Annotated in this window: 13 protein-coding genes; 5 read left to right on the top strand and 8 right to left on the bottom strand. The window is 59.9% G+C overall.

Annotated elements, in window-relative coordinates; genetic code table 11:
• Positions 1-455: 455 nt before the first annotated feature.
• The 6 genes from AB3Y40_RS10785 to rpiA form a co-directional block, all read right to left on the bottom strand.
• Positions 456-650 carry a DUF2065 family protein gene (locus AB3Y40_RS10785; protein ID WP_369438789.1) on the bottom strand — a complete coding sequence of 65 codons (195 nt, stop codon included), beginning with the start codon at positions 648-650 and terminating at the stop codon, positions 456-458.
• Positions 650-1537, bottom strand: a complete 888-nt coding sequence (gene hflC, locus AB3Y40_RS10790; protein WP_369438790.1) for a protease modulator HflC — start codon at positions 1535-1537, stop codon at positions 650-652. The genes AB3Y40_RS10785 and hflC overlap by 1 nt, the downstream gene beginning before the upstream one ends.
• Positions 1537-2691, bottom strand: coding sequence for an FtsH protease activity modulator HflK (gene hflK, locus AB3Y40_RS10795; RefSeq protein WP_369438791.1), 1155 nt, complete (start codon positions 2689-2691; stop codon positions 1537-1539). Before hflK ends, hflC begins: the two co-directional genes overlap by 1 nt.
• Positions 2692-2764: 73 nt before the next feature.
• Entirely contained in the window at positions 2765-4201 is a 1437-nt protein-coding gene (locus tag AB3Y40_RS10800; RefSeq protein WP_369438792.1) for an FAD-dependent oxidoreductase, read from the bottom strand.
• Positions 4202-4298: 97 nt separating this feature from the next.
• Entirely contained in the window at positions 4299-5948 is a 1650-nt protein-coding gene (locus AB3Y40_RS10805; RefSeq protein ID WP_369438793.1) for a calcium-binding protein, read from the bottom strand.
• A gap of 285 nt (positions 5949-6233) precedes the next feature.
• On the bottom strand, positions 6234-7022 hold the full coding sequence (rpiA, locus tag AB3Y40_RS10810; RefSeq protein ID WP_369438794.1) for a ribose-5-phosphate isomerase RpiA: 789 nt from the start codon (positions 7020-7022) through the stop codon (positions 6234-6236).
• A 141-nt stretch (positions 7023-7163) separates the two neighbouring features.
• On the opposite strand from rpiA, the gene AB3Y40_RS10815 reads away from it, so the two are divergent.
• The 5 genes from AB3Y40_RS10815 to AB3Y40_RS10835 are packed head-to-tail and all read left to right on the top strand — an operon-like array spanning position 7164 to position 10994.
• Entirely contained in the window at positions 7164-7718 is a 555-nt protein-coding gene (locus AB3Y40_RS10815) for an invasion associated locus B family protein (protein ID WP_369438795.1), read from the top strand.
• Between the two features lie 53 nt (positions 7719-7771).
• Positions 7772-8458 carry a glutathione S-transferase family protein gene (locus AB3Y40_RS10820; RefSeq protein ID WP_369438796.1) on the top strand — a complete coding sequence of 229 codons (687 nt, stop codon included), beginning with the start codon at positions 7772-7774 and terminating at the stop codon, positions 8456-8458.
• Positions 8458-9831: an L-serine ammonia-lyase gene (locus tag AB3Y40_RS10825; protein WP_369438797.1), complete on the top strand. Its 1374-nt coding sequence runs from the start codon at positions 8458-8460 to the stop codon at positions 9829-9831. Before AB3Y40_RS10820 ends, AB3Y40_RS10825 begins: the two co-directional genes overlap by 1 nt.
• A 9-nt stretch (positions 9832-9840) precedes the next feature.
• Positions 9841-10581 (top strand): class I SAM-dependent DNA methyltransferase, encoded by a 741-nt coding sequence (locus AB3Y40_RS10830; protein WP_369438798.1) that lies wholly within the window; start codon positions 9841-9843, stop codon positions 10579-10581.
• Entirely contained in the window at positions 10578-10994 is a 417-nt protein-coding gene (locus AB3Y40_RS10835; protein WP_369438799.1) for a hypothetical protein, read from the top strand. Before AB3Y40_RS10830 ends, AB3Y40_RS10835 begins: the two co-directional genes overlap by 4 nt.
• A 284-nt stretch (positions 10995-11278) precedes the next feature.
• Here AB3Y40_RS10835 and AB3Y40_RS10840 read toward each other — a convergent pair whose 3' ends face one another.
• Both AB3Y40_RS10840 and AB3Y40_RS10845 read right to left on the bottom strand, forming a co-directional pair.
• On the bottom strand, positions 11279-11860 hold the full coding sequence (locus AB3Y40_RS10840; RefSeq protein WP_369438800.1) for a GNAT family N-acetyltransferase: 582 nt from the start codon (positions 11858-11860) through the stop codon (positions 11279-11281).
• Positions 11861-11879: 19 nt separating this feature from the next.
• Positions 11880-12365 carry a GNAT family N-acetyltransferase gene (locus tag AB3Y40_RS10845; protein WP_369438801.1) on the bottom strand — a complete coding sequence of 162 codons (486 nt, stop codon included), beginning with the start codon at positions 12363-12365 and terminating at the stop codon, positions 11880-11882.
• Between the last annotated feature and the right edge of the window lie 137 nt (positions 12366-12502).

The raw sequence follows: 12502 nt of genomic DNA on the forward strand, positions 1-12502 counted from the left end.
TTCACCAGAGCTGTTTGACAAACAAGATCATAGTACCATCGAATTTAACACCAGCCGCATTTGAGCTTGCTCATGGTCCCCGGTACGAAATCGCGTTTCTGAATAAATTTCAAACGTCAGACAGAAGGCACTCTCGCTGTTTCGTAGATGCCATAAACGGCTCACACTCGATAAGAGCCACTGGCCCCTACCGTCTAAACATCGCTCTATCGACCACGGAAGACGGCTTTGAAAGGGTCCTCGTAGTTCTGGCCCCGTGCGGGAAAAGTGACGTTTGATTTTTGCGTTTTGGAGCCCTGGCGAGTGACCGGTTTATCGCTGCGAGCGACGAGGCGGTTCAGTCCTTGGGGCAAGTGCCACAGATGCTGCGCCGGCAATAGCCGCAGCCGCATTGGTCCGGTTTACCCTGCAATCTCGCCATTCGTAGCGGCATTCACCGCCCGTGCCCCTGCCCGCTAACCGCCCAACAGGTAAGCAGCCGTCAGCACACAGCTACCAAGGGCCATGGACAGCAGGCCAAACACCCTGCGTTGTTCCAGCGTCAGGCTGCGCAGGGCGGCAAGAAGGTCTTCGACAAGCGAAGGGGCCAGTGCGTACACCAGCCCCTCGATCAACAGGACAAGGCCAAGGCCTGTCAGGACGTAGACCATTACTCGCCCTCGGCGCTCCGCGCACCTTGGTCAGATTTCAGATAGTTGAAGAATTCTGAATCAGGTGACAGCACCATCGAGGAATTGCCCGGTGTCAGCGACCGTTGATAGGCCGTCATGGAGCGATAGAATTCAAAGAATTCCGGGTCCGCGCCAAAGGCTTCGGCAAAGATCGCGTTGCGTTCGGCGTCGGCTTCACCACGGGTGATTTCGGCCTGACGAAGCGCATCGGAGGTCAGTTCGACAGCGGTCCTTTCTGCCTGCGCCTCGATCCGCTGCGCGGCCTCGCGGCCCCGTGCGCGTTCGTCTTCGGCTTCGCGTGTCCGTTCGGCTTGCATCCGCTCGTAAGTGGCGTTGAGGTTTTCCGGCGGCAGGTCTGTCCGCTTCAACCGAACGTCGATCACCTCAAGCCCCAGAGACCGGGCTTCGAAGATCGCGTCATTGCGGATGCGCAGCATCAGCGCGGCCCGGTCCGTTGACAAGATGTCGTTGGACGAGACCGTACCCAGCACGTTCCGCGTGGTGTCGCGCAGAATACCGTCGAGACGCGATGCGGCGCGTTCTTCGCCGCCGTCACCAACGGCCTGACGGAACCGTTCCACATCCGAGATCCGGTAGCGCGCAAAGGCGTCGACCACGAGGCGGCGATCATCCGAGGGTGTCACCTCGAGCGGTTCAAGGTCACGGCTGAGGATGCGGTCGTCATAAAAAACGACATTCTGCACCAGCGGGATTTTGAAACCCAGGCCAGGTTCTTCCTGCACTTTGACGATTTGACCAAACTGCAACACCAGCGCCTTGCGGCGTTCGTCCACGATGAACACAGACGAAATGGCCAGAACGGCGATCACAACAAGGGCGGGCAGAAGGAAAACTGATTTCCGCATTAGTTTGACCCTCCGGTGTTGGTGGTTCGGTTCGAACGCAGCTCATTCAGGGGCAGATAGGGAACAACGCCCTGCCCGCCGCCACCGCCGCTGTTTTCATCCAGCAAGATGATGTCGACGCCGCCAAGGACCTGTTCCATCGTTTCGAGGTAGATCCGCTTGCGCGTGACTTCGGGTGCTTTGGTGTATTCGTCCAGAACAGCGGTAAAGCGTGACGCCTCACCAGCGGCTTCGTTGACGACCTGTGCGCGGTAGGCTTCGGCCTGTTCCAGCGTTTGCGCGGCCTGACCACGGGCCTCGGCCACCACACGGTTGGCAGTCGCGTCGGCCAGGTTTGTGGCCCGGTCACGTTCCTGTTCCGCATCCTGCACGTCGCGGAAGGCAGCGATCACCGGCTCTGGCGGGTCGGCCTTGTTGAAGTTCACACGGACGATGTTCACGCCGCTGTCGTAGCTATCCAGCGTTGTCTGGATTTCGTCGCGCAGACGGTCAGCAATCGCACCACGGTCCCTGTTGAGGATCGGGGCCAGATTTGACTGGGCGATGATTTCGCGCATCACCGATTCAGCGACCGCTTCGATGGTTTGCGGCGGGTCAGCGAGATTGAACAAGTATTGCTGCAGGTCAACGATGTTCCAGACCACCTGAAAGTCGATGTCGACGATGTTTTCGTCGCCCGTCAGCATCAGACCAGCGTCAAGGCCGGACCGGCTGGTGCCGATGTCGATGCTGCGTTCGGTTGTGACGGCCTGAACCTCGCGCGTGACAACCGGCCAGGGGGCAAAATTCAGGCCCGGACCATTGGTCGACATGTAAGAGCCAAAGAGCAGTTCAACGGATTGTTCTTCGGGTTTCACGGTATAGAACGACTGGAACGCCCAAAGGGCCGCTGCCGCCAAAAGGCCGAGGCCAACGGTGCCGCGCGTCAGGCCCGGACCAGCAGAACCGCCGCCTGTGCCGTTAGAGCCGCCACCCTGACCGCCGCCGCCCATCAAGACGCGCAGCTGTTCGCGACCCTTGTTCACCAGATCATCAATCTCTGGGATGTTGGGTCCGTCGTTTCGTGGGGGGCGTGGCGGGCGTGGTGGCTCGCCACCGTTTCCGCCGTTGTTGTTGCCACCGCCGCCCCATGGGCCACCGTTGTTGCCTGCCATTGTGCGTTGATCTTCCTTATTTCATGACCCCGTAAGGCCGTTGGTCTACCAAATGTGCCCGAAAGGGCGAAATTCAAGCCGAACGCATCGGCATCTTCATCGTTACAAGCTCTTCCGACATGGTTGGATGCACCGCGCAGGTGGCATCAAACTGTTCTTTTGTCAGGCCATTTTTGACAGCAATCCCAACCATCTGGATCAATTCGCCCGCATGATCTGCGACGATATGACAGCCCAGAACAACGCGGGTTTCCTGGCTGACGATCAGTTTCATCAGAACCCGTTCGGACCCGCCTGCAAAGGCCTGCTGCATCGGTTTGAACGAGGTGCAGTAGACATCAATCGGGCCTGCGTCGCGGGCCTGTTCTTCGGTCAGGCCAACGGTGCCGAGTTCCGGCTGGGTAAAGACCGCAGAGGGGATCAGGTCATGATCGACCTTGGTGGGCTTGCCGTTAAAGACCGTGTCCACAAAGGCCATGCCTTCGCGGATCGCCACCGGTGTCAGTTCCACCCGGCCCGTCACATCACCAATCGCATAGATCGAGGGCACGTTGGTCTGACTGTAGTCGTCAACCTCGATGGCCCCGCGCCGGTTGGTGTTCACGCCCGCGGCCTCCAGCCCCAGATCCGTGGTATTGGGTGCGCGGCCCGTGGCAAAAACCACGTGGTCAAAGACCTGTTCTGAGCCGTTTGTGGATTTCACCCAGATCGGTCCGTCGTAGGCCTGCGCATGGTTGTCGGGCACCCCTGCCCCGCCAGCGGCGTCGCTGGCGGTGGGTTGTGGCACACTGTGGTCATCCGAGGCAGGCCCCATCTCGACGATGTTGGTGCCAAGGTGCAGATCAATGCCGCGCCCCATCATGCTTTCGGCCAAAAGGCCGCGCGCCTCGTCATCAAACCCGCGCAGAATTTGTGCGCCGCGATAGTATTGTGTCACCTTCACGCCCAGCCCGTGCAGGATGCAGGCGAATTCGCAAGCGATATATCCGCCGCCGATGATCAGTACAGATTTGGGCAGTTTCTTCATCTTGAAGATGTCATTGGAGGACAGCCCCAGGTGCGCATTGGGCATATCGGGGCGGACCGGATGGCCGCCGGTGGCGATCAGGATGTGTTTGGCGGTGACGTCCTTGCCATTGATCGTGACCGTATGCGGGTCTTTGAGCACAGCGCGCCCGTCGTGGATTTCGACATCAGAGCCGCCCAGCAGGTTGCGGTAGACGCCTTCAAGCCGATCCAATTCGCCGTTGAGCTTGCCACTGAAGGCCGCCCAGTCAAATGCGCCGATCTGGGCGTCCCAGCCGTAGGCCTGCGCTTCGGCCACCTGGGCGGGATAGGTGCTGGCGAACACCATCAGCTTTTTGGGCACGCAGCCGCGGATCACGCAGGTGCCGCCCATGCGGTATTCTTCGGCCAATGCGACTTTGGCGCCCGTGGCGGCAGCAACGCGCGCAGCACGTACCCCACCAGAGCCGCCGCCAATCACGTAGAGGTCGTAGTCAAATGCCATTGTCGTCGTCCCGTCGGTCTGCTGCTTTGGCGCAACCTAAACATCACGACTGCTAAGGACAACGGCCCCTGACGCGATTGTGGGCCAAGGGCGGGGTCTAAAGGATAAAGTCACCGCGGGCCATGTCATCTACATGCTTCATTTCGATCATCGCGTCGATCTGCCCGTCGCCGTCAGCATCAATCATCACCATGCGCCCGACAAAGCCAACCTCGCCCCGGCCGGTGCCATTGAAATCAGCGTCGTTCACGAAGCGCAGGTTGTCATAGGCGCTGAGGTCGATCTTATCGATGCCTGATTTGAAGCCCTCGATCATGTCGCGGCTGGATTTGCTAACGCCGGTGTCGCCGGGTTCAAAGATAAAGACATCCTGCACGTTCTTGCTTTCCCAGGCGTGCATCATGTCCGCCCCCTTGCCGCCGATAAAGCGGTCGCGGCCTTCGCCACCATAGACCAGATCGTTGCCATTGCGCCCCAGAAGAACGTCATCACCATCATGACCGTGCAGATGATCGAGCGCGTCGCCACCTGAAATCCGGTCATTGCCGTCGCCGCCGTAGAGCTTGTCACGGCCAGCCCCGCCAAAGATCTTGTCGCCGTGATTGCCGCCGTGAATCTCATCACCGCCGCTGCCGCCGTCGATCCAGTCAAAGCCATCGCCGCCATAGATCATGTCGCCAGCGTCACCGCCATAAATCTTGTCGTTGCCGTGATCGCCGCCAATGGTGTCTGCGCCGCCGCCACCCGAAATCTTGTCAGCATTGTCGCCGCCGCCGATCTTGTCGTCGCCTTTGCCGCCAGAGATATTGTCAAAACCTGATCCGCCATAAAGGGAATCGTTGCCGTCCTGGCCCTTTATGACGTCGTCGCCATCGCCACCGCTCAGCTTATCCCAGCCAGCACCGCCTTCGAGCCGGTCATTGCCGGTGTCGCCATAGATTTTGTCGTTGTGCTTGCCGCCATAAAGCTTGTCCGCGCCGTTGCCGCCGCCGATGTCATCTTCGCCGTCGCCGCCGGTGATTGTGTCCCACCCACCCTCGCCATAAAGGTCATCGTCGCCGCCTGCGCCATCAATGGTGTCGTGCCCCTCGCCCCCGCCGACCTTGTCGTTGCCCGACCCGGCCCAGACGATATCATCACCATCGCCAGCCCAAACCTTGTCGGCCCCGCCTCCGGCGGTGAAAATCTCATTCCGGGCGGCTGCGAAGGCATTGGAGTAGTCGCCGCTGTGCAGGGTTTCGGACTTGGATGAGCCATAGACACGGTTTTGGCCATTGACGAAATAATTCAGCCAACCCGCTACATCCACGAGCGTTTCATTGGCGTTACCGTCTTCGTTCAGCAACCGGCCATCGCGGTAACGGAACCCGACATGGTAGATCGCGTCGGCCACGGTATCCACGTAGTCGCGGCCCTGAAATTGCAACGTGCCACCGTCACCCTGCACCAGATGAAAACCGGTTTCTTCGTTGCCTTCATCATCGCCGTGACCGATCACAAATTCACCATAAAGCGCAGGATTCGCGCGGATGTGGTCGCTGATCTTCATCAGATCGGCGGCGGTGATCCGGCCATCATCATTCACGCCAGTGTCTTCAATGGCCTGCCCGATGGCGTTGTTCATCATCACGCCACCTGCGATCCCGCCCCGGATATCAGCGTTCGAGACGTTCTTCTGGATCCCCCCATCGCGTTCAACGAATCTGAGGATGCGGTCCATTGCAATTGTGGCAGCGGGTGTTGGCATGATGTGTCCTTTCGGGTGGCTGGGTGCGGTACCTATGTGCGGGTCTAGCTACCAAAGCGGACGGCGTTGTGGCGAGAGAACGGCATTGTTCCAACCGGCTTAAGCCGCTCGAAAATAAGCGAAAAATCGCACAACCGCCGGAACAGCGCCGAACCGATTGTTGCGGAGCTTTGGTTAATATCTTGAAAACGCTTGCAATGGCGCAGGGCTGCGAACAGGCGGCATCCTGCCACCGCGGAGGGGCGGTGGCTGGGCGCTTTTCTGCTTAGTCAGACCAAAACCGCGCTAGTCAGCCATGTCAGAGAACAGATTGTCGGTTTCAAGAAAATCAAACCGGGTCTCTTCGCTGGTGCCGGTGTTGATATCCTGCACTTCGACCCGACCATCGCCGTAGCCGATCACCACGGCGTCGCAGATGTCGATGAACAGGCCATTTTCCACCACACCCGGCACCTGATTGAGCACCAGCGACAATTGCCGCGCATTGCCGATCCGGTTGAGGTGCAGATCAAGAATATGGTTGCCCTCGTCCGTCACAAAGGGGGCGTCGCCGTTCATACGCAGGCTGGCGGAATTGCCCAGCACATCCATGCCGGTCAGCATCTCTTCGATCAGGGTCTTGGAGGTTTGCCAGCCAAATGGGATCACCTCGACCGGCAAGGGGAAGGCCCCCAGCGTATCCACCTTTTTCGAGATATCAGCGATCACGACCATCTGGTCAGAGGCGGTTGCCACGATCTTTTCCTGCAGAAGTGCGCCGCCACCGCCCTTGATCAGGTTGAGATCACCGTCGTATTCGTCAGCGCCGTCAACGGTGATGTCGAGCCATTTCGCCTCGTCCAGAGAAATCACTTCGATCCCGACATCGCGGGCAAGCTGCGCGGTGCGGCTGGAAGTCGGCACACCTTTGATGCGCAGCCCTTCGTCCCGGACCAGTTCGCCCAGGCAGCGCACAAGCCAGGCGGCTGTCGATCCGGTGCCAAGCCCCACCTTCATCCCGCTTTCCACAAATTCAGTGGCACGTTTGGCGGCCACAAACTTTGCTTTGTCGATGGGGGACAGTTCCGATGGCATGGCAAGCTCCTGTAGCAGACGAGGGCGTTATAGGCCCAAAGAGAAACCGGCGCGAGGGGGCAAATCAGTCCCCCTTCACGCGGTCGTGTCTGGGGTGTTGCACGGGCTTGGTTAATGTGGCGCAAAGGCGGAGGCAATTTGATGAAGTATATCGTGGCACTATTGTTGGCGTGCATGGCCTCTGTGGGGGTGGCGCAGGACCGGGACGGCAATGACACGCCGGGCGAATGGGTCGTGACGCATCAGGCGGCCTATGGGTTGTGGGATGTCTTTTGCGATGAACGCACAACCGGCGATCTGACAGAAGAGCGGTGCTATATCCGCTATGTGGAGGTGTTTTCGGCCCGCCCCAAGTTCGGGGCGATGTTCGTCTTTGTCACCGGTGCCGGTGTCGAATTCGGGATGGAGGCAGGCACCGTCTTTCCCGGCGAGGGGCCGCAGATCATCCGCGACGACGCGCAGGTCTGGGTGGATAACCGATTGGGCTGTCGCACTGGGTTGACCTGCACGATGGACGGTGAGGCAGCGCAGGATTTCCTGAACGCGGCGCGCGGCGGTGGTGTATTGCAGATGACTTTCACGGACCGTCATGGCGCGCCGCAAGACCTGCGCTGGGATCTGACGCGGTTTGACGCAGCCTTTGCCGATTGGCGGGCCCAGTCTGCCGCGCGCGATCTGCCGCGCCCTTTTGAGTGACCAAGCGTCGGTTTCGGTCGCCCCCGTGGGCGATTGCGCGGTAGAAACACCACATGACCACGCCGCTGCGCCTGCATTACGCCCCTGACAACGCATCCTTGTGCGTCCGACTGGCGCTCGATCATCTGGACCTGCCGTTTGAGACGGTGCTGGTGGATCGCGGCGCGCGCGCCCAGCGCAGTGCCGCATATCTGGCGCTGAACCCAAATGGGCTGATCCCGGTGCTGGAAACACCCGAGGGGCCGATGTTTGAAACCGGCGCGATTCTGTTGTGGCTGGCGGACCAAAACGGCGGGATGATGGCGGGCCCACGTGGCGCGGGTCGTGCCCATGATGTGCAGTGGTTGGTCTGGCTGGCCAATACGCTGCACCCCGCACTGCGCATTCTGTTTTATCCCGACAAGCACGTCGATGGCGATGTCCGTGCGCTGCACGAAAGAACCCAAGCGCGGGTCGCAGAGATGTTGCGCGTGATGAATGATGCCGCGCGCGCGCCGTGGCTTGAGGCTGATGGCCCGACAGCGCAGGGCTGCTATCTCGCACCGATGCTGCGCTGGCTGGCGCTTTATGGTGCGCCAAATGACTGGTTCGCCCTGTCCGACTACCCAAGGCTTTTGGCCTTTGCCCGACGCGCCGACCAATGGGCCTGCACCGCCAAGGCGCAGGCGGCCGAAGGGCTTGGCCCCATGCCGTTTTCTGCCCCCTCACCCCCGAACCCGCCCGAAGGACGTGCGATCTGATGTTTCTGAGCGTTTTTGACATGTTCAAAGTGGGCGTTGGCCCGTCCTCGTCCCATACCATTGGTCCGATGGTCGCAGCGGCACGGTTTCTGGATCATCTGCGCGCGCAGCCGTTCAAGGTCGCCGGTCTGCGGGCCAGTCTGCATGGCTCGCTCGCGTTCACCGGTGTCGGACATGCGACGGACCGGGCGGTGATCCTTGGGCTTGCGGGGTTTGTGGCCGAGAACTATGACGCGGACCGGGCCGAAGCAGAGCTGGCGCGCATTCGCGCAGATCACAACGTGCAGCCAGAGGGGCTGGGCACGCTGGCGTTTCATCCCAAGGATGATGTGGTTTTCGACTTTGGCGATCCGCTGCCCGGCCATGCCAACGGGATGATCCTGCGCGGCCTTGATCCGCAGGGCGATGTGGTCACGCAGATCACCTATTATTCCATCGGCGGCGGCTTTGTCCTGACCGAGGCGGAATTGGCCGCGGGCAAGGACACCGACGATGGGCCGCCGGTCCCCTATCCGTTCAAGTCAGCGGTCGAGATGCTGGAGATGGCGCAGACCAGTGGCAAGAGCATTGCCGAGATGAAGCGCGCCAATGAGTTGAGCCGCCGCAATGCAGGCGGGCTTGATACGGGGCTGACCCGGATCTGGGAGGTGATGAACGCCTGTATTGATCGCGGGCTGACCACCGATGGCATCTTGCCCGGCGGGTTGAAGGTGCGCAGGCGCGCCAAGGGCATTCATGATGCGCTGATCGCGGAACGCGGGCTGAACCAGCCAGCCCCACATACGATCAACGACTGGATGTCGACCTATGCGATGGCGGTGAACGAGGAAAACGCAGCCGGGGGTCAGGTAGTCACCGCCCCCACCAACGGGGCAGCGGGTGTGGTGCCGGGGGTGATCCGCTATTGGCTGGACCACGTGCCGGGAGCCACGGTGTCAAAGGTGCCAGAGTTCCTGCTGACCGCAGCCGCCATCGGCGGGTTGATCAAGTTCAACGCCAGCATCAGCGGGGCCGAGTGCGGCTGTCAGGCTGAGGTGGGCAGCGCCAGTGCGATGGCCGCCGCTGGCCTGTGTGCCGTGATGGGCGGCACCCCGGAACAGATAGAAAATGCCGCCGAGATCGCGCTGGAACATCACTTGGGCATGACTTGTGATCCGATCCGGGGGCTGGTGCAGGTGCCGTGTATCGAACGCAATGGGCTGGGCTGCATCAAGGCGGTCAGTGCCGCCAGCCTGTCGCTGCGCGGCGACGGCACCCATCTGGTACCGTTGGATGCCGCGATTGAAACCATGCGCCAGACCGGCATGGACATGAGCGAGAAGTACAAGGAAACGGCACTTGGTGGCCTCGCCGTAAACGTGCCGAATTGCTAGTTTGGCGCAATGCCATCGCTTGATCCGCACTATACCGACCCCGTACTGGTCGCGCTTTATGATGCCGAATGCGGCTGGAGCGCGGATCGGGCGTTTTACGCCGCCCTGCCCGGCCCGGCGCCGATCCGTGTCTTGGACATTGGTTGCGGCACCGGATTGATTGCAGCGCGGATTGCGCAAGGCGGCCATGACGTCACCGGTGTTGACCCCGCGGGTGCGATGCTGGATGTCGCGCGGCAACGCCCCTGCGGTGACACGGTCAGATGGGTCGAGGGGTTTGCGGATGCAGCCCAAGGGCCGTTTGATCTGATCTACATGACCGGCCATGCGTTTCAGACCTTGCTGCAGGATACCGAAATTGCGGGGCTGTTTACCACCGTCCGCAGGCTTCTGGCGCCGATGGGCCGCTTTGTGTTTGAGACCCGTAACCCCCGTCAGGATTGGGCCGGGCGTTGGCATCACCGCAAAGAGATTGAAGGGCCGGATGGTCCGGTCACCCTGTCCCGCTGGGTGGATGAGGCGCGCGCGGATCAGATCACCTTTACCACTCGCTATCACCTGCCAGAGGGGCCCAAGGACAGCATCAGCACGTTGCGCTTTCTTGATCTGCCCGCCATTCGCCAGCACGCAGCGCGCGCCGGGCTGGACATGCAGCGGACCTTGGGCGATTGGTCAGGCGGGGCGTTTGACCCCATCGCGAGTGACGAGATCATTTGCGAGCTACGGTTGGCGCGAAAGGACCCGAGATGACCCTGACAGAAGCGATGAACACTTTTGGCCCCGCGTGGCTGCAATATTGGTTGCCGGTTCTCTTTGTTGGGGCTTTTGTCTTGCCGCTGGCCCTCTTCATCTGGCGCGAGACCCGGATGGCGGCAGTCTTTTGCATCGTCGCGAGCTTTGGCGCGGCCTTTGCCATCGACATGCTGTTTCAGCAAATGGGATATGTGAAGCTGTTGGGATTGCCGCACATCATCCTGTGGACTCCGCTTGCGATCTATCTGTGGCGCCTTATCAGCAAGGGCAATGCGCCCCGCGCGGCACGGGTGACTATGGGGATAGTCCTGACGGTGATCACGATCTCACTGGCCTTTGACTATGTCGACGTGGCGCGCTTTGCCCTTGGCGAACGCGCACCGGCCACAATCCCCGCGCAAGAGGGCTAGCTGCGGAACGTCGTGCATCTTCTAGTCGGTGCATCGACATTGCCAAATCAGAGCAGCGGACCGTTTCACGCAATAACGGCTCAATCGTGAAGCATTGGCCCAGACCTGCCTTTCCGCGCATCAGCTCGTATGTCTCAAATGCGGAACTTTGCCGACCTTCGTCGTTCTCCCAGCAATGGCAGGTCTCGAGCAGCGCAGTAAGAAAGACTGCTCGTGATTGCCGACGCCACTTTAGCCCAAAAGCGAGAGCGGTCTTTTCCAAGAAAGTCTGATTACTCGCACACTCAGGAAAGCGACTTGACGAGGAGGACCCAGTTTTCGGTCTCAGTCTCCCACCCGTCTTTGGCGCATGGGGCTTTGTCCAGCTCAGAGTATCCCTTTCGCTCGTATAGACGTCTCGCTCCCACGTTTTCGTCGGCGACAATTACACTCATTTTGTTGTACCCCGCGTCGCGGGCTATCGCGTCGGCGACATCGAGCAGTTTCGAACCAAGTCCCTGTCCTCGGTTCTCTGGGTAGCAAGCCAGAACATTAACATACCAGCTGTCTAGGGCTTTGTTTTCCAGCTCCTGCAAGGGGCGGAACAAGGCTGGGAAGTCATCTCCAATTTCTTCGGGTTCAGATCCGATGCCATAGCCTGTGAGGCCAGCAACCGCCCCGTTGCCAAAGTCGATGACGACCACTTGCCCCTCTTTTGCCTTTTCGGCCTGTCGCGCGCGACCGATGGCCCAAGCATCCTCGCCATCTTGCGCCAACCCGGTCCAGACATGGAGCGGCAGGCCTTCGCCTGCGAAGTTCACCAGGTCCGCAAGTGCATGGGCATCCGTTTCAACGGCCAATCGCAAAGGATTTTCAAGTGGTATCACTTCTCTCACTCCAGAAAGTTCAAAGTTTCATAGACATCTCATGCCAAGTCATTCCTCCATGGTCGGAAATCGATGGCTGTAAATAGCTGTATCCAAATCTCTGATAAAGCGGGACGTGATGCTCTTTGCACATGAGATGAATTGTCGACTTACCTAGTCTTTTCATGCGCCCCACGAATTCGACCATCAATGCCCGTGACAAGCCCTTGCCCTGATGCGCGGGATCAACAACAACAGACATTATGACCACATTTGGAGCGTCCGGGTCATGGCCAACAAGCTCCTTGAACTCCTCGTCGGACATTTCGACTTCATAAGCACATCCGCAATTTATGAAGCCCACGATCTCGCCTCTTTTCTCAAGAATGAGGAAACCATCGGGATAGACCTCAATTCTCTTGGATATCTTTTCGAGGGTTGCCGCCTCGTCGCCTTCATAGGCATCAGTTTCGATCTCAAAGCATCGCTGGGCGTCGGAAGGTTTCGCGTTTCGGAATTCGTTCATGCGCCTACACTATTCGGGATGCACCAAGTTGCAAAGCTGCCGTTCGCACTCCTCGCAGAACTCAGGAGGTATGGGCTCTTTTGAGACCTTCGCCACCACCCGCGCGAAGGTCTGCTATGCCGATCTAAAGCATTTTG

Origin of the sequence: Yoonia sp. R2331, from assembly GCF_041103235.1 — a bacterium.
In the GTDB taxonomy this organism is placed as follows: domain Bacteria; phylum Pseudomonadota; class Alphaproteobacteria; order Rhodobacterales; family Rhodobacteraceae; genus CANMYO01.